Raw genomic sequence first — 22739 nt, 5'->3', positions numbered from 1 at the left:
CTGTAGCGCACTGACAGGACCGAACTCAAGCCTTGAAGACCACTCAGCAACATCTGGAATTCACTGCGCCGCGCGACGACAACGCGCGGCTTGCCAACCTCTGCGGACCGCTCGACGAAAACCTGCGGCAGATCGAGCAAGCGCTCGACGTTACGCTGCAACGACGCGGACACCGCATCAGCATTCGCGGGCGCGGCGCGAAAATCGCGCTCAATGCGCTCGAAAACTTCTACAACAGCGCGCGCGATCCGATCTCCGTCGACGACATCCAGCTTGCGCTCGTCGAAGCGCGCCACCCAGGCACCAACGGACGCGCGGGCGGCAACGGTGAGGCAGCAGCCGACGGGCGTTTTCGCGGCGACCCCGATCATCCGTTCGACGAACCGGCGCATGAAGGCGTAGAGGACGAGGAAGAACTCGGTCCGAAGCTGTATACGCGCCGTGCCGATCTGCGCGGCCGCACGCCGGCGCAGCGCGAGTATCTGAAGCAGATTGTCTCGCACGATGTCACCTTCGGCGTCGGCCCGGCGGGCACCGGCAAGACGTATCTGGCCGTCGCGTGTGCGGTTGACGCACTCGAACGCGATCAGGTGAAGCGCATCGTGCTGACGCGCCCCGCCGTCGAAGCGGGCGAGCGGCTCGGCTTCCTGCCTGGCGATCTCGCGCAGAAGGTCGATCCGTATCTGCGTCCGTTGTATGACGCGCTTTACGATCTGCTCGGCTTCGACAAGACCGCGAAGATGTTCGAGCGCCAGATGATCGAGATCGCACCGCTCGCGTACATGCGTGGCCGCACACTGAATCACGCGTTCATCATTCTCGACGAGGCGCAGAACACGACGCCCGAGCAGATGAAGATGTTCCTGACGCGTATCGGCTTCGGCTCGAAGGCGGTCGTCACGGGCGACACGACGCAGATCGACTTGCCGCGTGGCCACAAGAGCGGGCTGATCGAGGCGCAGCGCGTGCTCGAGGACGTGCGCGGCATAGCGCTCACGCGCTTCACGAGTGTGGACGTGGTGCGTCATCCGCTCGTCGCGCGTATCGTCGAGGCGTACGACGCGGCGTCGCAGAAGGAAGCGGCCGCCGCCGAAGCCGCCAACGCAGCGAAGTAACGCGGACATGACCCGGACGAAGAACGACGCATGAGCCGCGCCCCGAAACTGTCGCTGAACCTGCAATTTCCCGCTGGAAAAGCGTGGCCCGAGCACAAGGCGCTGTTGCCGAAGGCAACGGTCGCCGCGTGGATCAAGGCCGCGCTCTTCGCGGACGCCGAACTGACCGTGCGTTTCGTCGACGCCGACGAAGGCCGCACGCTGAACCGCACGTATCGCGGCAAGGACTACTCGACCAACGTGCTGACGTTCGCCTATGCGGAATCGGAAGACGATCCCGTCACGGGCGACCTGATCTTGTGCTGCCCTGTCGTCGAGAAGGAAGCGAACGAACAGGGCAAGCCGCTCGAAGCGCATTACGCGCATCTGCTCGTCCACGGCACGCTGCACGCGCAAGGCTACGACCACGAAGACGAGGCCGAAGCCGAAGAAATGGAAGCCATCGAAACCGAGGTGCTCGGCAAGCTCGGCTTCCCCGACCCGTACGAATAAGGCTCGATAGCAGAAATGTTGAGCCGGCATCGCCGCCTGGTCGATCGCAGGCTCTGACAACCCAGACAGCCAACCGATCGAATCAACGTGAGCCAACCCCTTTCATCACCGACGCCGCGTCAACCGTGCCCCGACTATCCGCCGTCGCTCGGCGAGTCGCGGCTGTTGACGGACGATGAACTGCGCGCGTCGCTCGAGTGCGCACTGAGAGACTGGGATCGCACTAGCGACTTGTGGCTGTTCGGCTATGGGTCGCTGATCTGGAACCCCGGTCTGCCGACTGTCGAGGCGTTGCGCTCGCGGGTGCATGGATATCATCGCGGGCTGTATTTGTGGTCGCGTGTTAATCGCGGGACACCGGAGCAGCCCGGGCTTGTGCTTGCGCTGGACCGTGGCGGGTCGTGTAGTGGGATTGCGTTCAGGCTCGCCGCTGAGGGCGCGATGCCGCATCTGGAAGCGCTGTGGCGGCGCGAGATGGCGATGGGTTCGTATCGTCCGGCGTGGCTGCCGTGCGTGCTTGCCGACGGGCGGCGCGTCGATGCGCTCGCGTTTGTGATGCGGCGGGATGTGGCTTCTTATACGGGCAAGCTGTCTGATGATGTTGTGAAGGCGGTGCTTGGGTGTGCTTCCGGGCGATATGGCACGACGCTTGATTATGTGAGTCGTACGGTTGAGGCGCTGCGGGAGAGTGGTATGCCCGATAGAGCGCTCGAGGCGCTGTTGGCGAGGTGTCGGGGGTAGGTTTTTTTGTCTGCGACGCTGCGAGGTTTGCTTGTGTTTTCGCTGGCATCCGCGCTACGGTGTTTGCCATTCACGCGTCGCCCCTGTGCGGGGCGGCACCTACTTTTCTTTGCCGCCGCAAAGAAAAGTAGGCAAAAGAAAGCGGCTAACACCGCCATTTCTTGTGTTTGCCTGAGGGCCCCCAAAGGTTCCTACGCTTCACACGGCAATCACGTGACTCATGCTCGTTGCCAGCGCATTGAACGAGCGCCTCACCTGCTCCACGCGCCCGCGTTGCGGCACGCCGTGCCAGATATTCCGCCGCCGCCAAGGTGGCAAACTGTGTGTAGGCCGTAGAGGCACACACGCCTCACTTCGGACCGATGGCGCACGCGCACCACCATGTATGAGCGCCAGGCTATACGACGCGACAACCTACACACAGTTTGCCACCTGGGCGGCGCGAACCATTCGCTGCCGCTAGCTTTTGTTCGGGTGTTTGAAGTGGGTGAGGCGGTCATTCGAAGCGTTGGCAACTCGCGTGAACAGAAATGCTGCCGTGTGAAGCGTAAGACCGGTTGGGGGCCCTCAGGCAAGAAGAAATGTTGGCGGTGTTAGCCGCTTTCTTTTGCCTACTTTTCTTTGCGGCGGCAAAGAAAAGTAGGTGCCGCCCCGCACAGGGGCGACGCATGAACGGCAAACACCGTAACGCGGATGCCAGCGCAAACGCGGGCACAGAGCGTTGAAAGCCCGCGCAGCCCCCCACCCGGCGTCGCAGACAAAAAAACCAAACCGCTGGCCCACTACGAAAAACCTAATTTTGACCACACGCCCCCCAACCCCCAGATATCAGTTAGGATAAAAGCGAGCGCTTTCCGCCGAAAACCATCGTACCCCCGGTGGAACCAGCCGGCCCAAACCGGAAAATACGCCCTGCACCACGCGGTGGCCCCAGGACACGGTCCTGCCACGCACGTGGTGTATCCTTAACACTCTGCAACAGCGCGTCCAGCTTTCCGGGCGCACCACCATGAACGATTCGTATCCCAGTCGACGCCATACCAGCGACAAACCCCAGGAAAAGCGCTCCCTCCTCGAGCGATTGACCGACTTCATCTCGCCCGAGCCCGATTCTCGCGGCGAACTTCTCGAAATCCTGCAGGACGCGCACGAACGCAATCTGATCGACGCAGATTCGCTGTCGATGATCGAAGGCGTGTTCCAGGTTTCCGAGCTCTGCGCGCGCGACATCATGATCCCGCGCTCGCAAATGGACGCGATCAACATCGCGGACGCCCCCGACGAATTCATTCCGTACATGCTGGAAAAGGCGCACTCGCGCTATCCCGTGTACGAAGGCAATCGCGACAATGTGATCGGCGTGCTGCTCGCGAAAGATCTGCTGCGCTACTACGCTGAAGGCGAAGCCGACGTGCGCGGCATGCTGCGCCCCGCCGTGTTCATCCCCGAATCGAAGCGTCTGAACGTGCTGCTGCACGACTTCCGCGTCAACCGTAATCACATCGCGATCGTCGTCGACGAATACGGCGGCGTCGCGGGCCTGATCACGATCGAGGACGTGCTGGAGCAGATCGTCGGCGACATCGAGGACGAATACGATTTCGACGAAGAAAGCGGGAATATCATCGCGTCGCCGGACGGACGCTATCGCGTGCGCGCGCTGACCGAGATCGAGCAGTTCAACGAAGAGTTCGGCACCCATTACTCCGACGAGGAAGTCGACACGATCGGCGGCCTTGTCACGCACCATTTCGGACGCGTGCCGCATCGCGGCGAGAAAGTAAAGCTCGACGACCTGATCTTCGAAGTGCTGCGCGCCGACGCGCGCCAGATCCACATGCTGCTCGTGCGCCGCGATCCGCTCGCTGGGCAGCGCGAACGCGACGCCCAGCACGTGCAGACCTGATTCCCCCGTTTCCCTGAAGCCGACCACGCAAGAATGGCCGACCCGATCACTTCCCGTCTGCGCCGCGGCGTGACGTCCGACGCAGCCGATGCAAACATCGGGCGCGCCCGGACGTTGCCGTGGTGGCACTACCTCGCCGCCGCAGCCGCCGGCGCGCTCAACACGCTATCCTTCGCGCCCACGCCGCACGGCGGCTGGCTCGAACTCGCGATCTTCGTTTTCTTCTTCGCGTGGCTCACGCGCACCACGGGCTGGAAAAGCGCGGCCCTCACCGGCTTCGCGTTCGGCTTCGGCAACTACGTGTCGGGCGTGTGGTGGCTGTACGTGAGCATGCACTTCTACGGCGGCATGCCGGCGCCCCTCGCGGGCACGGCACTCGTGCTGTTCTCGCTGTATCTGGCCGTCTATCCGGCGCTCGCAGCTGGCGTCTGGTCGTTCTGCGCAGGACACGCGCGCAACGGCAAACTCGTCGACGATCAGCCGTTTTCGCCCACCTGGCACGGCGCCTTTGCGTTCGCGAGCGCGTGGGCGATCGGCGAATGGCTGCGCGGCACGGTGTTCACCGGCTTTCCGTGGCTCGCAAGTGGCTACGCGCAGGTCGATGGGCCGTTTGCGGGATTCGCGCCGATTGTCGGCGTGTACGGCGTCGGCTGGGTGCTCGCGCTCGCCGCCGCGCTGATCGCGCAGGCCGTGCTGCGTTCGCTGACCTCGAAAAATGGCAATGCACCCGCTGCGCCGCGAACCGTGCGCGTTGCGGTGCCTGCCGCGATTGCCGTCGCGCTGATCGCAGCGGGCCTCGTGCTGCCGCTCGTTTCGTGGACGACGCCCGCCAACGCGACGCTGACCGTGCGCCTCCTGCAAGGCAACGTGAAGCAGGACATGAAGTTCGAAGAGTCGGGCGTGAAAGCAGCCATCGACGAATATCAGCGGATGATCACAGCAAAGCCCGCCGATCTCATCGTCACGCCGGAAACAGCCATTCCTGTGCTCGCGCAGGCGATCCCCGAGTCGTTCGCGCTCGCCGTGCGAAATTTCGCGGATTCGACGCATTCGTCGATTCTGTTCGGCGCGGTCGGCGGAACGATCACGCCGGAAGGACGCGTCGTCGATTACACCAACAGCCTGTTCGGCATCACGCCGGGCCAGACGGGCGTGTATCGCTACGACAAGCATCATCTCGTGCCGTTCGGCGAGTTCGTGCCGTGGGGCTTCCGCTGGTTCGTGAATCTGATGAACATTCCGCTCGGCGATTTCGCGCGCGGCGCGCCCGTGCAGAAGCCGTTCGTCGTGCACAACCAGCCGGTCGCCGTCGATATCTGCTACGAAGACATCTTCGGCGAGGAAATCGCGCGCACGGTGCGCGAGAGTGATTTGCCGGCGGGCGTGCTCGTCAACTCGACGAATCTCGCGTGGTTCGGCGACACGATCGCGCTCGATCAACATCTGCAGATCGCGCGCATGCGCTCGCTCGAAACGGGGCGCCCCATGCTGCGCGCGACGAACACGGGCGCGACGGCCGCGATCGACGCGCACGGCAACGTCATCGCGCGCCTGCCCACATTCACCCAAGGTTCGATCGAAACAACCGTGCAAGGCACGACGGGCTTCACGCCGTACGTGACGAGCGGCAACAACACGGTACTCGCCGTTTCGCTGCTGTTCCTCGCATTTGGTTTTGCGTTCGGTCCGGGCCGCGATCGGTCGGGCCGCGCCAAGGTGCGCAACGGCACGAACAGCGTAAGCACCGACACAAAGCACGACGACAACGCCTAACATCAAGTCATACGGGCGGCGCAACGCGAAACAACACAACGACGCGCCCCCGTCGAATCACCAGGCCCCAGAAAGTCTCAAGCCACCGGCAATCCGGTAAAATTCAGGGTTTTACAGCACTGGGCCGCGCAACCGGCCGGCTATGGAGCGGACGGCCAGCACGACCGGCACGCCCCCAGGCCGCACGGCATCCGCGTCCTGCCTGAAAGGCACCCTTCAAGGCACTTCATGCTCACGTTTCAGCAAATCATCCTGACGCTGCAATCCTATTGGGACAAGCAGGGTTGCGCGCTGCTCCAGCCGATCGACATGGAAGTCGGTGCGGGCACTTCCCACGTCCATACGTTCCTGCGCGCGATCGGCCCCGAGCCGTGGCGGGCAGCGTATGTCCAGCCGTCGCGCCGTCCGAAGGACGGCCGCTATGGTGAGAACCCCAACCGTCTGCAGCACTACTACCAGTATCAGGTCGTGCTGAAGCCCGCGCCGGAAAACATCCTCGACCTGTACCTCGGCTCGCTCGAAGCGCTCGGCTTCGACCTGAAGCAGAACGACGTGCGCTTCGTCGAGGACGACTGGGAAAACCCGACGCTCGGCGCGTGGGGCCTCGGCTGGGAAGTGTGGCTCAACGGCATGGAAGTGACGCAGTTCACGTACTTCCAGCAGGTCGGCGGCCTCGACTGCAAGCCGGTGCTCGGCGAAATCACGTACGGTCTCGAGCGTCTCGCGATGTATCTGCAGAAGGTCGAGAACGTCTATGACCTCATCTGGACCGAGTGGGAAGAACAAGGCCCGAACGGTCCGGAAATGCGCCGCCTCACGTATGGCGACGTGTATCACCAGAACGAAGTCGAACAGTCGACGTACAACTTCGAGCACGCCAACACCGATCTGCTGTTCACGTTCTTCAACAGCTACGAAGCCGAAGCGAAGCGGATGATCGAAGTGCCGCTCGCGCTGCCCGCTTACGAACTCGTGCTGAAGGCCGCTCACACCTTCAATCTGCTCGACGCGCGCGGCGCGATCTCCGTGACGGAACGCGCGGCGTATATCGGCCGCATTCGTGCGCTGTCGCGCCTCGTCGCGCAGGCTTACTACGACTCGCGCGAAAAGCTCGGCTTCCCGATGCTCGGCAATCCCGTGCATGGCGTACCCGGCCTCACCACCGACGAACAGGACGCCGCGATGCCCACGTGGGCGCCGCCGCTCAAAGTCGAACGCAAGATCGACCAGGACTGACGAGACCAAGAAGACATGACGCAATCCCATCAAGCCACCCTGCTCGTCGAACTGCTGACCGAGGAACTGCCGCCCAAAGCACTCGCGCGCCTGGGCGATGCGTTCGCGGAAGGCATCGCGCAACGTCTCGCCGCGCGTGATCTGATCGAAGGCGAACTGTCGTTCGAGCGTTACGCCACGCCGCGCCGCCTCGCCGTCACCATCAAGAACGTTCGTAGCGTCGCGCCGGAAAAACACGTACGCGAAAAAGTGCTGCCCGTGTCCGTCGCGCTCGATGCGAACGGCCAGCCCACGCCGCCGCTCGCGAAGAAGCTCGCGGCGCTCGGCTTCCCCGATTTCTCGGTGAACGATCTCGAACGCGCGAACGACGGCAAGGCTGACGCATTCTTCCTGCGCTATGCAGCGCCCGGCGCGACGCTCGCCGAAGGCCTGCAGACGGCGCTCGACGAGACGCTCGCCAAGCTGCCCATTCCGAAGGTCATGACGTATCAGCGCCCGGACGGCTCGAACGTGCAGTTCGTGCGCCCCGTGCATCGTCTGACGGTGCTGCATGACAAAGAGGTCGTGCCCGTCACCGCGTTCGGCATCGATGCCGACGACACCACGCTCGGTCATCGCTTCCTGTCCGAAGGTTTCGTGCAGATCCAGCATGCCGATCACTACGCCGAGACGCTGATGCATCGCGGCCACGTCGTGCCGAATTTCTCGGACCGCAAGGAAACCATCCGCACGCATCTGCTCGCGCAGGCAAACGGCGATCAGGTCGTGATGCCCGAGTCGCTGCTCGACGAAGTGACGTCGCTGGTCGAATGGCCCGTCGTCTACGCATGCACGTTCGAGGACGAGTTCCTGCAAGTACCGCAGGAATGCCTGATCCTCACGATGCAGACCAACCAGAAATACTTCGCGCTCACCGACGCGAACGGCAAGCTGCGCTCGCGCTTTCTGATCGTGTCGAACATCGAGACGAAGACACCTGTCGAGATCGTCGAAGGCAATGAGCGCGTGGTGCGCCCGCGCCTCGCCGACGCGAAGTTCTTCTTCGAGCACGACAAGAAAAAGCCGCTCGCGGACCGCGTGCCGCAACTCGCGAACGTCGTCTATCACAACAAGCTCGGTTCGGCGCTGCAACGTGTCGAACGCGTCGAAGCGCTGGCAGGCGCGATCGCGCAGATGATCGGCGCGGACGTCGCGCTCGCGAAGCGCGGCGCGCATCTCGCGAAGGCCGACTTGCTTACCGACATGGTCGGCGAATTCCCCGAGCTGCAAGGCACGATGGGCACGTACTACGCGCGCCACGACGGCGAGCCGGAAGAAGTCGCGCTCGCGTGCTCGGAACACTATCAGCCGCGCTTCTCCGGCGACGCGTTGCCGTCGACGGTGACGGGCACGATCGTCGCGCTCGCGGACAAGCTCGAAACGCTGGTCGGTATCTGGGGCATCGGCCTGCAACCGACGGGCGAAAAAGATCCGTTCGCGCTGCGCCGTCACGCGCTCGGCGTGCTGCGTATCCTCGTCGAAAAGCAGTTGCCGATCGACCTCGTCGAACTGCTGCGCGTCACCTATGCGCAATTCGCGAACGTGCCGAACGTCGCCGATTCGACGCAAGCTATTTACGAGTTCTGCATCGACCGTCTGCGCGGCCAGTTGCGCGAACGCGGCTACTCGGCAGGCGAAGTGGATGCCGTGCTCGCGCTCAACCCGACGCGTTTCGACGACATCGTCGCGCGCCTGGATGCCGTACGTGAGTTTGCGACGCTCGTAGAAGCGGCGTCGCTCGCGGCGGCAAACAAGCGCATCTCGAACATCCTGAAGAAGTCGGAAGGCGCGAACGCGAACGGCGTGCAGATCGCGCTGCTCGTCGAAGCAGCCGAAAAAGCGCTGCATGCGCAGCTCGAACAGGTCGCGCCGCGCGTGCAGTCGCAACTGGCCGCGCGCCAGTACACGGGCGCGCTGTCGGCGCTCGCGGCGCTACGCGAACCCGTCGACACGTTCTTCAACGACGTGATGGTCAACGCCGAAGACCCGGCGCTGCGCGCAAACCGCCTTGCGCTGCTCGGCGCGCTCCATCAACAGATGAACTGCGTCGCGGACATTTCGCGTCTGGCAGCCTGAGCGACGCATCATGGCGACTGCAAAGAAACTGGTAGTGCTCGACCGGGACGGCGTGATCAACGCCGACTCGGACGCGTTCATCAAAACACCCGACGAGTGGGTCGCGTTGCCCGGCAGCCTCGAAGCAATCGCGCGGCTCAATCAGGCCGGCTATCGCGTGGCGATTGCGACGAATCAGTCGGGTATCGGCCGCGGCCTGTTCGACATGGACGCGCTCAACGCGATGCATCTGAAGATGCATCGCGCGGCGGCTGCCGTCGGCGGGCGCATCGACGCCGTGTTCTTCTGCCCGCACACGGCCGACGACCACTGCGAATGCCGCAAGCCGAAGCCCGGCATGCTGAAGATGATCGCGGAGCGCTTCGAGATCGAACCGGAAGAGACGCCTTGCGTCGGCGATTCGTTGCGCGATCTGCAGGCAGGCGCCGCGCTCGGTTTCGTCCCGCACCTCGTGCTGACGGGTAAGGGCAAGAAGACGCTCGAAGCAGGCGGCCTTCCCGAAGGTACGGTCGTGCATAACGACCTGCGCGCGTTCGCACTCGACTTCCTCGCCGAAGAACAAGAATGATGCGTGCCTAGCACGCCCTCACCTCACTGACCACGCCGATGCGCTTCATCCGCTCGCTGTTGCTGCTGATATTTTTTGCGGTCTTCACGATTCCCTACGCGACCGCGTGCTTCATCGCGTTTCCGTTCATGCGCGCCGATAACCGCTACTGGATGGCTGTCGGCTGGTGCCGCACGACGCTCGCTGTCGTGCGCTGGCTGAACAACATCCGCTACGAAATACGCGGCATGGAAAACCTGCCGAACGGTCCCACCGTGTTGCTGTCGAAACATCAATCCGCGTGGGAGACGCTCGCGTTTCCCGCGTTGATGCCGCGACCGCTCTGCTACGTGTTCAAGCGCGAGTTGTTGTATGTACCATTCTTCGGCTGGGCGCTCGGCATGCTGAAGATGATTCAGATCGACCGCAAGGAAGGCAAGAATGCGTTTGCATCGGTGACGCGGCAGGGCGCGCGACGCATGTCCGAAGGCGCGTGGGTCATCATGTTCCCGGAAGGCACGCGCACGCCGACGGGCAGGCAGGGCAAGTACAAGACGGGTGGCGCGCGCTTCGCGGTTGCGACGGGCGCGGCCGTCGTCCCCATCGCGCATAACGCAGGGCGCGTGTGGCCGCGCAACTCGTTTATGAAATATCCGGGTATAGTCACAGTGTCGATCGGCAAACCGATCGACACCACCGGGCTCACGCCCGACGAAGTGAACACGCGCGTTGAAACGTGGATCGAGGCCGAGATGCGTCGTATCGATCCGGCCGCTTATGGCGACGAGCAAAGCACGCCCGCCGCCGCCCGTATCTGACGCGCCACGCTGCAATGCGCACATGCGCGCGTTGCAGCGTATCAGCGCGAAGTGAGTCCGATGCAGAAGTCTTCCAAGCCGCAGCCTGCTGCGGCGCTCGATAGCCGGCAACTCGATCTGCCGCTCTTCGACGAGCCGGGCAAATCTGCCGCGCCGCCGCAACCCAAGTCCGCTGCTCCCCTCGCTCCCGATGGTTCGAAACTGCGCAGCGTCACGCTTGGTGCGCGCACGTTGCATTACGGGCTGAAGCGTTCGTCGCGGCGCTCGATCGGGTTTGCGATCGACAGCACGGGGCTGACTATCACCGCGCCGCGGTGGGTCACGCTCGCTGATATCGAAACGGCGATCGCCGAAAAGCAGCGCTGGATTTTCACCAAACTCACTGAGTGGCAGACGCGCACCGAGCAGCGCGTGATGCCGCGCGTCGACTGGAAAGATGGCGCTGAGTTGCCCTATCTTGGGCGGACTGTGCGTGTGACGCTTGCGGCTGCGAATGGTCAGCTTGTGTACGATGCGGCGGGGAATATGCTCGCGTTGCCGCTGCCGGCGCAGGCTGATCCGCAGCAGATCAAGGATCGCGTGCAGGGGTGGCTGCAGAACGAGGCGAAGCGGATTTTCGGTGAACGTCTTGTCGTGTATGCCGAGAAGCTCGGGGTTTCGTATCGGGCTTATGGGCTTTCTTCCGCCGCGACGCGGTGGGGTAGTTGTTCTAGCGATGGAAAGATTCGCCTTAACTGGCGGTTGATTCACTTTCCTTTGTCCGTTATTGACTACGTCGTCGCGCATGAACTCGCGCATTTGCGCGAGATGAACCATAGTCCTAAGTTCTGGCAGACGGTTGAGTCGATTTTTCCCGAGTTTCGGGAGGCTAGGCAGACGTTGAAGCATCATCCGCCGGAGTTGTTGCCGACTCTGTGATTTGGGGTTTGTCTGCGACGCTGGTGTGGTTTGCTTGCCTTTGTGCTGGCATCCGGAGGGCGGTGTTTGCTGCGCCAGCTTTCTGGTTTGCATGTGGTTTCGCTGGCATCCGCGCTTTGTTAGCCTGCTTCACGCGTTGCCCCTGTGCGGGGCGGCACCTACTTTTCTTTGCCGCCGCAAAGAAAAGTAGGCAAAAGAAAGCGGCTAACACCGCCAGTTCTTGTTACTGCCTGAGGGGCGCCACAGGGTCTTACGCTTCATACGGCAATCACGTGACTCATGTTCGCTGCCAACGCTTCGAATGAGCGCCTCACCCGCTTCACGCACCCGCACTACTGCACGCCGAGCCAGATCGTCCACTGCCGCCCAGGTGGCAAACTGTGTGTAGGCCCAAGTGCTCCCCACGCCTCACTTCGGACCGAATGCGCACGCGTCCCACCCTGTAAGAGCGCTACCCTGTACGACGCGACAACCTGCACACAGTTTGCCACCTGGGCGGACGAAACCATTCGCTGCCGCTAGCTCATGTACGGGCGTTTGAAGTGGGTGAGGCGCTCATTCAGCGCGTTGGCAACGCCCGCAAACAAGAACGCTCCCGTGTGAGGCGTGGGGACGTTGGGGGCCCGTGGATAAGAAAAAGAATTGGCGGTGTTAGCCGCTTTCTTTTGCCTACTTTTCTTTGCGGCGGCAAAGAAAAGTAGGTGCCGCCCCGCACAGGGGCGACGCTTGAACCACGAAGGCAAATCGCGGATGCCAGCACAAAGGCAAGCAAACCACACCAGCGTCGCAGACAACAAAAAAACCCTTAACCCTTCCGCTGAATAAACTCGATCTTGTACCCGTCAGGGTCAGTGACAAACGCGATAACAGTCGTACCGTGCTTCATGGTCCCTGCCTCCCGCACAACCGTCCCGCCCTGTTCCTTGATCTTGGCGCATGCGGCATACGCGTCATCAACCTCAACCGCCAGGTGCCCAAACGCATCACCCAAATCGTACGACTCGGTATCCCAATTGTGAGTCAACTCGATAACCGTGCCATCTTTCTCATCTTCATACCCAACAAACGCAAGCGTAAACTTGCCCTCAGGATAATCATTGCGACGCAGCACTTTCATCCCGAGCAACTCGGTATAGAACTTGATCGAGCGGTCGAGATTGCCGACTCGAAGCATGGTGTGAAGAAGGCGCATTGTGCACTCCAGTATTGTGTAGGGATGTAGAGGGCGTAAATGTACAGAAAAACAGAAAACGCCGCGCTCGCCAAACCCAAGCTCGCGGCGTCCACACGCCCCATAAGCAAAACTTTAGAACAGATGCCGCAACCCTGTCATCAGCCCAATCTGCGTACCCTTCTGCGCAAGCCCAACACCATTCACACCCTGCAATTGCGCGCCAATCAGATCCCCGCGATACAGCGAGTAATCACCTTCCACATAGACATCCGTGCGCTTGGACAAACTGTAGTCAGCAACGATCTGATACTGCCACGCAGAGCCATCCTGCGCCGACGTCTTGCCGTCCTGCAATGTCCGCCACACATTCGCTGCGAAATGCCACGCAGCGCCCACCTGCTGGGTGATACCGCCCATTATCATCCGACGCCGTGAAAAGTCCGTGTACTTGAGCGCCGCAAGCACAGGCGCCGTAAACGGACCGTTCGCGAAATTCGAAAAGCCCGCGTCGTTCTGATTGACGATATAGCCGAGCGCGAAGCGCGTCTGGTTCCACGTGTACGACGCACCAAACGTCCACGCTTTCGCCGCGCTGCCATTGACGGAATCGCGCGACTCCTCATACGCGCCGCCCAGATTCACAGGCCCGCCACTAGGCGCATAAGCAAGGGCCGCCCCGTACTGCGAACCATACGACTGGTGCCCCGCGACCCCACCGAACGCATACCCGACCGACAACAACACGTCATGCGCGCGCGCCTGATACTGCACCTGATTGCTCGTCCAGATGCCGCCCGACATCGTCACTTCGGGCTGGAAGCTGAAGTCGTAAGGAATCCACGGGTTGCTGCCATAGCCACCAATCGTGATGCCTTCGATCAGCACGTTCGGCATCCGCCCAAAGATCAGCTTGCCGTACGACGACGACTGCACGCCGACCTGCGCCTCATTGAAAAACGGCAGCGTCGGATCGCTCTGACCGCTGTTGATGTAGATACGGTTTTCGAGCTTGAAGAAGGTCGACCAGCCACCGCCCAGGTCCTCGACGCCGCGCAAGCCCCAGCGGCTCTCCGACATGCCGCCATTGCCGAGGCCGACGCTCGAGTCACCGTTCTTGTTCACGTGCGTCATATAGCGGACGCTTTCGTCGACAATGCCGTATAAGGTGACGCTCGATTGCGCGTGTGCCGTCGCGCACGTCAACGCGGGCGAAAGCGCCGCCCACGCGCAGAACCTCAGTCTCTTGCTCCCCTTCGTCATACCGTCTCCTGATCCATCCTGCATGCGTAAGTGCGTGGGAATGTCTTAAAGCGGCGCGGCGTCGCTGACGCGCAAATAGGCGAACGCAAGCAAGCGTAAGATTAATCTGTATGAAGAGTCGGGAAGATAAAAGAAAGCCCGCGTGTTGCGGGCTGTCTACAGTGGCCTTTGCAGATACAACGAGTCGTAATTGTGACTTGACTCGCTGCGTTTCCGGCTACTTCGGCGAAGCCGCCGATACGGCCTGCGCGACGGATACATACTCTGCGACGGGCACGTCCTCCGCGCGGCGTTGCAGATCGAAGCCGAGCGCTTCGAAATCGACGGTATCGCGATATGCGGACAGCGTATTGCGCAACATCTTGCGACGCTGCGAGAACGCCGCCGTGACGAGTTCACCGAGCGTCTTTTGATCGACGGAAGGCAGTTCGTGCGGCGCGTACGGAATCATGCGGACGATCGCGGAATCGACTTTCGGCGGCGGCTGGAACGATTCGGGCGGCACGTCGAGCAGCTTGTCGATCACATAGCGGTACTGCAACATCACCGACAGTCGGCTGAACGCCTTGGTGCCCGGCTCCGCGACCATCCGCTCGACCACTTCGTTCTGCAGCATGAAATGCTGATCGATCACGCGCTCTGCGAAGGTGACGAGATGAAACAGCAGCGGGCTCGAAATGTTGTACGGCAGATTGCCAACAATTCGCAGCGTGGGCTTCTCGCCAGCTGCCGCGAGCGCGCCGAAGTCGAACGCGAGCGCGTCGCCTTCATGCAATTCGAGTAGCTCGCCGAACTTCTTCTTCAGACGCCCGATCAGGTCGCGGTCCAGTTCGACGGCGTGCAGCGGCGCTTCGGGCGTCGCGAGACGCCCGATCAGCGGCTCCGTCAGCGCGCCCAGCCCCGGTCCGATTTCGACCATGCGCTCGCCGCGTTGCGGACGGATCACGTCGACAATCGAATCGATGATGCCCAGGTCGACCAGAAAATTCTGTCCGAAGCGCTTGCGCGCGAAATGGCCCTGGTGCTGTTTGCTTGAACTGTTGGACATCGATAGAAGCTACAAAAAAATCATGCGGCGCGACGGTTGCGCGCCATGGAAACTGCGGTGTCGATTGCGGCGATCAGGCTGCCCGCATCGGCGCGGCCCGTGCCGGCGAGATCGAGCGCCGTGCCGTGATCGACAGACGTGCGAATGATCGGCAAGCCCAACGTTACGTTGATGCCTTCGCCGAACGTCGCGTATTTCAGAACGGGCAGGCCCTGATCGTGAAACATCGCCAGCACGCAATCGGCTTCGTTCAGATAACGCGGCTGGAACAGCGTGTCAGCAGGATACGGGCCGCGCGCGTCGATGCCCAGCCCGTTCGCCTGTTGCAGCGCCGGCGAGATCACGTCGATTTCCTCGCGGCCGAGATAGCCGTTTTCACCCGCATGCGGATTCAGGCCAGTGACGAGAATACGCGGCGCGGGCAGGCCGAAATGGTGCCGCAGGTCATGGTCGATGATGCGCAGCGTGGCGACGAGGCCCTCGACCGTCAACGCTGCCGACACGTCCTTCAGCGGCAGATGCGTTGTGGCGAGCGCGACGCGCAGCGGCCTTGCGCCCGTGCCCGCCAGCATCATCACGACGCGCGGCGTGTTGGTGCGCTCCGCCAGATATTCCGTATGACCGGTGAACGGCACGCCGGCATCGTTGATCGTGCTCTTTTGCAGCGGCGCGGTGACGATAGCGTCGAACGTGCCCGCGAGCGCGCCATCGATCGCGGCATCGAGCAGGCCCAGCACGTACGGCCCGTTCTTTGCGTCGAGCTTGCCGGCCTGCGCGGGCACGGCGAGCGCGTGATGTTGCGTGTCGATGCGGCGGCCCTGTTGCACCGCCCAGTCGATCCCGACAGCCTTCGCACGGTCGGTCATCAGGCCGCTGTCGCCGAGCACCGTGAAGTGCGCGTCGGGCCAGTGCGCGCCCGCCGCGGCGAGCGCCTGTGCCGTCAGTTCAGGACCGACGCCAGCCGGCTCGCCCGTGGTGATCGCGATGTTCAGCGGTGCGTTCGAGGGCTGGGCAGCGGTCATGACGATTCCAGAGTTATTGCGCGGATGTACCAGTGGTCGGGTTCGCCTTGTAATCGACATACGCGGTGTCGCGCAGTTCACGCAGCCAGTCGGCGTAGGCCTGTTCCGCCTTGCGCTGGCCGATGGCCTGGCGCGCGAGGTCCATCTGCTGCGAGACCGATCCCTCTGCTTCGCGGCGGCCGAGCACCTGAATCAGGTGATAGCCGTATTCGCTTCGCACGGGCTGGCTGATCTGGTTGTCCTGCAGCGCGTTCATCGCGCGTTCGAACTCGGGCACCGTTTCGCCTGGGCTGATCCAGCCGAGATCGCCGCCTTGCGACGCCGAGCCGTCCTGCGAATAGGTGCGCGCAAACTTGTCGAAATCGCCCTGGCCCGTTTCGATCTCCTGGCGGATTTCGAGCAGCTTCTGGCGCGCCTGCGGCTCCGACATGCCGTCGCCAACGCGCAGCAGGATGTGGCGCACGTGCGTCTGCGTGAGCTTGGTCGAATCGGCGGAAGCCGCGCCTTGGCCTGAACGGCGATCGACGAGACGCACGATCTCGAAGCCGTCGTTGGTGCGGATCACGGACGGATTGACCTGGCCCGGACGCAGCGTCGAAGCTGCCGTCACGAATTCAGCCGGCAGTTTGGACGGTGACTGAAAGCCAAGGTCGCCACCCTTCGATGCATCCGCCGCCTGCGAATTGGCCTTCGCGAGCTTCTCGAAGTTGTCGCCCTTCAATGCTTCCTGCAGCAGCCCATTCGCCTTCGTCTGCGCCGCTTCGATATCCGTCTGCGACGCGTTGAGCGGCGCCTTCACGAGGATATGCTCCAGGTGCAGATCGCTGGTGAGGCCGGCCGTCGGCCCACGCTGGCTCGCGATGTAGTTCGCCACTTCCGCGTCCGACACGGTGACCTTGCTGTCCACTTCCTTCTCGCGCAGACGCGACAGGATCAGCTCGGTCTTTGCGTCGCCCATGAAAGTCGACCAGGGCACGCCTTGCGCCTCGATACGCGCGCGATACATTTCGAGCGGCATGTTGTTGGCCTGCGCGAGACGTTCGAGCGTGCGTTGCACCTGCGCGTCGTCGACGTTGATGCCGTCTTCTCGCGCCCTCTGCAACTGGATGCGCTCCAGCACCATCTGGTTGAGCACCTGCTGGCGCAACTGATCCGCAGGCGGAATCGGCGCGTGCTGCTGGGTCAGCCGCTTCGTGATCAGGCTGACGCGCATGTCCAGCTCGCGCTGCGTGATGACGCCGTTGTTGACGACAGCCGCGATCGTATCGACCGTTTGAGCATTGTTGTTGCCGCCCAGCGCCTGCGCATGCGCAGGCGCTGCCAGCAGAATGGAAGCGGCCGCAGCGAAGCCGGTCGCGAACGTTGCCAGGCGAAGCTTTTTCATGATTGCCACAGATACTCCAGTGATGTCGGGCACGCTCGGCCCGTCTTGTCTGTTCTGCGAACGACGCGGCATCGATCTGTCACTCGCGACTCGCTCATAGGTGACCCCGTCATTCGCGACCCCGTCATTCGTAGTTGTTGAACTGCGATTCGGGCGGCGGCGGCGGCGGTGGCGGCTGATAGCCCGCCACGCTTGCGCGGAACGCGGACATCAGCCCGTTGTCGACGCTCGACAGCCCCTTGAACGTCAGCTGTGCGAGCACCCGCGTGCCGGACGTCTGGCTGCCCGTCGTGTTCACCCCGTTTGCGTAGCGCTGAAAACCCACGCCGAGCGTCCAGCAATCCGCGTCGTATTGCACGCCGAGAAGCGCGTCGACGGCGCGGTGTCCTTTCAGGTCGTAGTTGATTCGTCCTACGCCGAACACACGGTGCATCAGCGGCCATTGGCCCGAGATCAGCAGCTGGTTGATCGGCTGGTTGTCCAGCGTCGTGTTGGCGCGCGTGTAACGGTAGCCCACGTTGATGACCTTGCCTGCTGCCGGGCTGTACCCGAAGCCGACGCTGGTCTTGACCAGCTGGTTGTTGTCCGCATTATATTGGAACGCCGTTTCCGAGGCGAAACCCGCCCCGAGCTTCAGCGACGCGCCGAGAATCAGGTCCGAATGCGTCGCCTGTTCCGAAGACTGCGGCGTCTGGTTCAGCGTGACGCGCTGATCGCGGAAATAGTACTGCTGCGCGATCACGAAGCGCGCTCGCTCGTCGCCCGTCGCCGGGTTCAGGAACCGCGTGGTGAGGGCGGCCGTCACACGGTTCGCATCGGCGATACGGTCGTTACCGACGAACGTATTCGGCGTGAAGATTTCCGCGAGGCCGAAGTCCGACTCAGCGGTATCGAACAGCGGCGCGAAGTTCTGGTTGCGATACGGCGTGTAGACGTAGTACAGACGCGGTTCGAGCGTCTGGATGAAATCCTGCCCGAACAGGCGCACCGAGCGGTCGAAGATCAGGCCGGTGTCGAACGAGAAGGTCGGTATCGACTCCGTGAAGTTCTTCGGCTGGTTCGCGGGCGAGCCCGTGCCGATGTTGCTCAGGTCATACGACGCGAAGTGCCATTGCACCTTCGGCGTGACGAAGTAACCCGGACCGATGACGGAGTACGACAGGTACGGATTGAAGACGACGCGATCGCCTTCCGTCGCGTCCGCCGTCGTGATGCGAAAGCGCGTGTAGTCCGCTTCCGCGCCGAAGTCGAAGCCACCGACGTTGTACTTCGCGTACTTCACGTTCAACTGCGGCTCGCGGCCGTAAGGCGCGGTGGACGGCGAAAGCGTCTGCCAGTGCTGCTCGCGCGCGAGCACGGACCACGGCCCGTTGTTGTACGTGAGACCCGCTTCCTGCTGGTACAGCAGCTGCGTGCCGTTCAGGAACTGGTTCGTCGACGACGACAGGTCTTCCGGATAGGTGTTGTCCGAGACCTTGTTGTAGTAGATGTACCCGCCGAATCCCGAACCGAAATTCTGGTTGTGCTGGATATACAGCGCATACCGGTTCGTGTGGGTAATCTTGTCGTCGGGCAGATACTCACCCGTGATCGAGCCGCTATAGGTCGGCGACAGATAGCGGAAGTTCGCCTGCAACTGCACGCCGCGCTTCGACAGGATGCGCGGCGTCACCGTCAGGTCGCGGTTTGGCGCAATGTTGAAGTAGTACGGCAGCGCCAGCTCGAAACCATTGGTCGAACTGAGCGACGCCGTCGGCGGCAACAGGCCGCTGCGCCGCGCGCCCGACAGCGGGAACGACAGCCACGGGCTCGCGAACACGGGGACGCCCTGGAAGAACAGCACGCCGTTGTGCGCGACGCCGTCGTCGGCGCCCGTGTCGAAATCGAACTCACTGCCCTTGATGTACCATGCCGGATCTTCCGCGCACTGGCACGCCGTGTAGGTGCCGCGCGTGAACACCGAGCGCTCGTTGTCCAGCAGATCGACGCGCTCGGCACTGCCCGAACCGCCCGTCACCGTGAAGTGATATTTGGGCGTGGTCATGAAGCCTTCGCTCGACTCGATCTTCATGTGCGCTTCCGGGCCCGAGAACGTGGCGCCGTTGCCCGACAGATGGACATTGCCGTAAGCATCGGCCATGTCCGTATCCTGATCGTAATGAAGCGCGTCGGCTTTCAGCGCCGAGTTGGTGCGGCGGACTTCCGCGGCACCCTTGGCCGCGATGTCCTGGTCAGCCGTGCCCGTCGTCGAGTCGCCCAGCACGAAGGTGGCGGGGCTCTGGCCATTAGGTGTCGAATGTTCTTCGAGTTGCGGAGCCAGCCGCAGGCCCCACGGCGCGTCTATCGGCTGCGCCTGCGCCGCCTCTCCCGCCAGCTGCGCATGCGAGAGCGCGGGCAGCAGACCCGGAACGGCGACCAGCGCCGCTGCGAGCCGCCTTCTGCGCGGCAGGGCGTCAGAGGAGGAAGTGGTTCGGAAAAGCTGTCTAGGCGGCATGTATCGTTTGGCGTATCGGCCCTGCTGTCAGTTCATTTGCCCGGTCATCAGTCACGAGTTGCCGCCTGTGCAATCGGGCATCGAATGCACAACTATTGACGATTCATGCAGCGGTAAGGCGGGCGATCCAACGAGATGCGCGAGAACTGACGCGAGTCGCGTCAAAAAAGTCGTGGGGTATTATATGGCAAGACGTTGCCCACCCCGATTTTGTCCCCGGCTTTTCATGACGCTTCCCCTCGTATCTTCCCTTACATCCGCTTCTTCGACGGCGGACGCCCGGCTCGAGCTTCTTGGCGCCTGGCTGCAAACCCACGCCGGTCGCTACAGCCTTGACCTCGCCACGCTGAAGCCCGCTTCCGCCGATGCAAGCTTTCGCCGCTACTTCCGCCTCGCGGGCAGCGGCGCCGAGCTTGTTGCCGGCGGCGCGACGGTGATCGCCGTCGACGCGCCGCCGCCCGAAAAATGCCGTGAATTCGTGCAGGTGGCGGGTTTGCTGGCCGACGCGGGCGTGCACGTGCCGCGCGTGCTGGAAGTGGATCTCGACGCGGGCTTCATGCTCGTCACCGATCTCGGCACGCAGTCGTATCTGTCGACGCTGCAACAGAGCAGTCCCGCCGAAGCCAAAACACTGATGCGCGATGCGCTTGATGCGCTGATCCGCTGGCAGCTAGCCTCGCGCGAAGACGTACTGCCGGCCTTCGACGAAGCCTTCCTGCGCCGCGAGATGGAGCTGATGCCGGAATGGTTCATCGGCCGGCATCTCGGGCAGGAAGTGGATAAGAACACGCGCGGCGTGCTCGATCGCACCTTCGCGCTGCTGGTCGCGAGCGCGCGGGCGCAGCCGCAGGTTTTCATGCTGCGCGATTTCATGCCGCGCAATCTGATGATCGCCAGCCCGAATCCCGGCGTGCTCGACTTTCAGGACGCGGTGTACGGCCCGATCACATATGACGTTGCGTCGCTGCTGCGCGATGCGTTCATCGGTTGGGACGAAGAGTTCGAGCTGGACTGCTTCGTGTACTACTGGGAGCGCGCGAAAAAGGCAGGGTTGCCCGTCGATGCCGACTTCGGCGAGTTCTATCGACAGGTCGAATGGATGGGCCTGCAGCGGCATATCAAGGTGCTCGGCCTGTTCTGCCGGATCAACTATCGCGATAGCAAGCCGCATTACATGGCGGATCTGCCGCGTTTCATCGGCTATGCGCGCAAGGTATGCGAGCGTTACCGGCCGCTCGTGCCGTTCGCCAGGCTGCTCGATGACCTCGAAGGCCGCGCCGTCGACGTCGGCTATACGTTCTGACGGGTGAAGAACTTGAACAAAGCGATGATCTTCGCCGCCGGGCGCGGCGACCGGATGCGGCCGCTGACGGACACGTGTCCGAAGCCGCTGTTGAAGGTGGGCGGCAAGGCGCTGATTGAATGGCAGATCGAGCGGCTGGCAGACGCGGGGTTTACGACGATTGTCGTTAATCATGCCTGGCTCGGCGCGCAGATTGAGGATGCGTTGGGCGATGGTTCGCGGTTTGGTGTCGAGTTGCGTTATTCCGCCGAGCATGAAGCGCTTGAAACGGCGGGTGGGATTGCCAAGGCGTTGCCGCTGCTGGAGGACTCAGGCACGCCTGAGGTGTTCGTGGCTGTTGCTGGTGATGTGTACGCGGATTTTGATTATTCGACGCTGCTCGCGGCGGGTGCCCGTCTTGCTGCTGCGGATTTGCCGGGGATGCATCTCGTGATGGTGCCGAATCCTTCGTTTCATCCTGAGGGGGATTTTGTCCTCGGCGGCGATGGGCTGTTGGCGCTTGAGGGCTCGCCACGGTATACGTTCGGTAGCATCGGGCTCTATGACACCCGGATGTTTCGCGATCTCCCGGTTGGGACGCGGCGCGCGCTTACGCCGTTTTATCGCGAGACTATTGCGCAGGGGCGCGCTACTGGGGCGCTGTATGACGGGTTGTGGGAGAACGTTGGGACTCCGGCGCAACTTGAGGCGCTTGATGAATTGTTGAAGGTGTAGGTTTTTTTGTCTGCGACGCTGAGTGGTTGTTTTTGCTTTTGCGCTGGCATTCGCGATGTGGTGTTTGCTGCGCAAGCGGTTTGGTTTGCTTGTGGTTTTGCTGGCATCCGCGTTTTGCCTTCGCGCTTCATGCGTCGCCCCTGTGCGGGGCGGCACCTACTTTTCTTTGCCGCCGCAAAGAAAAGTAGGCAAAAGAAAGCGGCTAACACCGCCAACACTTGACTTTCACCCACGGGCCCCCAGCGTCCCCACGCTTCACACGGCAGCTTTTCTGTTCGTGCTTGTTGCCAACGCTTTGAATGAATGCCTCACCCGCTTCGAATGCTTCTGCACGGGCCAGCGGCAGCGAACGGTATGTGCCGCCCAGGTGGCAAACCGTGTGCAGGTTGTCGCGTCGTACACGTTAGCGCTCTTACAGGGTGGGGCGCATGCGCAATCGGTTCGAAGTGAGGCGTGCGAAGCACAGGAAGCCGACACACAGTTTGCCACCTGGGCGGCGGTGGACTGTCTGGCCCGGCATACTGGATTGTGGGTGCGTGAAGCGGGTGAGGCGCTGATTCAGAGCGCTGGCAACGAGCGTGGGTCACGTGATTGCCGTGTGAAGTGTAACACCCTGTGGGGGCCCTCAGGCAGGACCAAGAATTAGCGGTGTTAGCCGCTTTCTTTTGCCTACTTTTCT

At 62.5% G+C, this 22739-nt stretch carries 18 protein-coding genes; 12 read left to right on the top strand and 6 right to left on the bottom strand.

Annotation, left to right across the window (positions count from 1 at the left end; genetic code table 11):
• Positions 1-32 precede the first annotated feature (32 nt).
• From C2L64_RS02290 to C2L64_RS02245, 10 genes are all read left to right on the top strand, one after another.
• Positions 33-1115, top strand: a complete 1083-nt coding sequence (locus C2L64_RS02290) for a PhoH family protein (RefSeq protein WP_090835960.1) — start codon at positions 33-35, stop codon at positions 1113-1115.
• A gap of 30 nt (positions 1116-1145) precedes the next feature.
• Positions 1146-1607: an rRNA maturation RNase YbeY gene (ybeY, locus tag C2L64_RS02285; protein ID WP_007745316.1), complete on the top strand. Its 462-nt coding sequence runs from the start codon at positions 1146-1148 to the stop codon at positions 1605-1607.
• Positions 1608-1694: 87 nt separating this feature from the next.
• Entirely contained in the window at positions 1695-2348 is a 654-nt protein-coding gene (locus C2L64_RS02280) for a gamma-glutamylcyclotransferase (protein WP_039902966.1), read from the top strand.
• Between the two features lie 1009 nt (positions 2349-3357).
• Entirely contained in the window at positions 3358-4254 is an 897-nt protein-coding gene (locus C2L64_RS02275; protein ID WP_007746529.1) for an HlyC/CorC family transporter, read from the top strand.
• Positions 4255-4287: 33 nt separating this feature from the next.
• Positions 4288-6027, top strand: a complete 1740-nt coding sequence (lnt, locus tag C2L64_RS02270; RefSeq protein ID WP_090835959.1) for an apolipoprotein N-acyltransferase — start codon at positions 4288-4290, stop codon at positions 6025-6027.
• Positions 6028-6255: 228 nt separating this feature from the next.
• Positions 6256-7263 carry a glycine--tRNA ligase subunit alpha gene (gene glyQ / locus C2L64_RS02265; RefSeq protein WP_007746531.1) on the top strand — a complete coding sequence of 336 codons (1008 nt, stop codon included), beginning with the start codon at positions 6256-6258 and terminating at the stop codon, positions 7261-7263.
• A 15-nt stretch (positions 7264-7278) separates the two neighbouring features.
• Positions 7279-9378, top strand: coding sequence for a glycine--tRNA ligase subunit beta (gene glyS, locus C2L64_RS02260; protein WP_090835958.1), 2100 nt, complete (start codon positions 7279-7281; stop codon positions 9376-9378).
• A 10-nt stretch (positions 9379-9388) separates the two neighbouring features.
• Complete coding sequence (gene gmhB / locus C2L64_RS02255; protein WP_007746533.1) at positions 9389-9946, top strand: D-glycero-beta-D-manno-heptose 1,7-bisphosphate 7-phosphatase; 558 nt, start codon at positions 9389-9391, stop codon at positions 9944-9946.
• A gap of 38 nt (positions 9947-9984) precedes the next feature.
• The gene (locus C2L64_RS02250; protein WP_007746534.1) at positions 9985-10743 is read left to right on the top strand and encodes a lysophospholipid acyltransferase family protein; all 759 of its coding nucleotides are present in this window, start codon (positions 9985-9987) and stop codon (positions 10741-10743) included.
• Positions 10744-10803: 60 nt separating this feature from the next.
• Entirely contained in the window at positions 10804-11661 is an 858-nt protein-coding gene (locus C2L64_RS02245; RefSeq protein WP_007746535.1) for a M48 family metallopeptidase, read from the top strand.
• 805 nt (positions 11662-12466) lie between these two features.
• On the opposite strand, the gene gloA is transcribed toward C2L64_RS02245, so the two are convergent.
• From gloA to C2L64_RS02215, 6 genes are all read right to left on the bottom strand, one after another.
• The gene (gloA, locus tag C2L64_RS02240) at positions 12467-12853 is read right to left on the bottom strand and encodes a lactoylglutathione lyase (protein WP_090835957.1); all 387 of its coding nucleotides are present in this window, start codon (positions 12851-12853) and stop codon (positions 12467-12469) included.
• 114 nt (positions 12854-12967) lie between these two features.
• Positions 12968-14095, bottom strand: a complete 1128-nt coding sequence (locus C2L64_RS02235) for a porin (protein ID WP_090835956.1) — start codon at positions 14093-14095, stop codon at positions 12968-12970.
• A gap of 217 nt (positions 14096-14312) precedes the next feature.
• A complete protein-coding gene (rsmA, locus tag C2L64_RS02230) occupies positions 14313-15143 on the bottom strand; it encodes a 16S rRNA (adenine(1518)-N(6)/adenine(1519)-N(6))-dimethyltransferase RsmA (RefSeq protein WP_090835955.1) in 831 nt (276 codons plus the stop codon).
• 20 nt (positions 15144-15163) lie between these two features.
• Positions 15164-16165 (bottom strand): 4-hydroxythreonine-4-phosphate dehydrogenase PdxA, encoded by a 1002-nt coding sequence (gene pdxA, locus C2L64_RS02225; protein WP_007582674.1) that lies wholly within the window; start codon positions 16163-16165, stop codon positions 15164-15166.
• A 13-nt stretch (positions 16166-16178) separates the two neighbouring features.
• Complete coding sequence (locus tag C2L64_RS02220) at positions 16179-17558, bottom strand: peptidylprolyl isomerase (RefSeq protein ID WP_007745139.1); 1380 nt, start codon at positions 17556-17558, stop codon at positions 16179-16181.
• 115 nt (positions 17559-17673) lie between these two features.
• Positions 17674-20043: an LPS-assembly protein LptD gene (locus C2L64_RS02215; RefSeq protein ID WP_086915859.1), complete on the bottom strand. Its 2370-nt coding sequence runs from the start codon at positions 20041-20043 to the stop codon at positions 17674-17676.
• A gap of 226 nt (positions 20044-20269) precedes the next feature.
• Between C2L64_RS02215 and C2L64_RS02210 the strand changes: the two genes are divergently transcribed.
• Together C2L64_RS02210 and murU are read left to right on the top strand one after the other, a co-directional pair.
• Complete coding sequence (locus C2L64_RS02210; RefSeq protein WP_086915858.1) at positions 20270-21346, top strand: aminoglycoside phosphotransferase family protein; 1077 nt, start codon at positions 20270-20272, stop codon at positions 21344-21346.
• A 24-nt stretch (positions 21347-21370) separates the two neighbouring features.
• Positions 21371-22060 (top strand): N-acetylmuramate alpha-1-phosphate uridylyltransferase MurU, encoded by a 690-nt coding sequence (murU, locus tag C2L64_RS02205; RefSeq protein WP_090835998.1) that lies wholly within the window; start codon positions 21371-21373, stop codon positions 22058-22060.
• The last annotated feature ends 679 nt before the right edge of the window (positions 22061-22739 follow it).

This window comes from Paraburkholderia hospita, from assembly GCF_002902965.1.
In the GTDB taxonomy this organism is placed as follows: domain Bacteria; phylum Pseudomonadota; class Gammaproteobacteria; order Burkholderiales; family Burkholderiaceae; genus Paraburkholderia; species Paraburkholderia hospita.
This window is presented reverse-complemented; position numbering and strand designations above follow the sequence as displayed.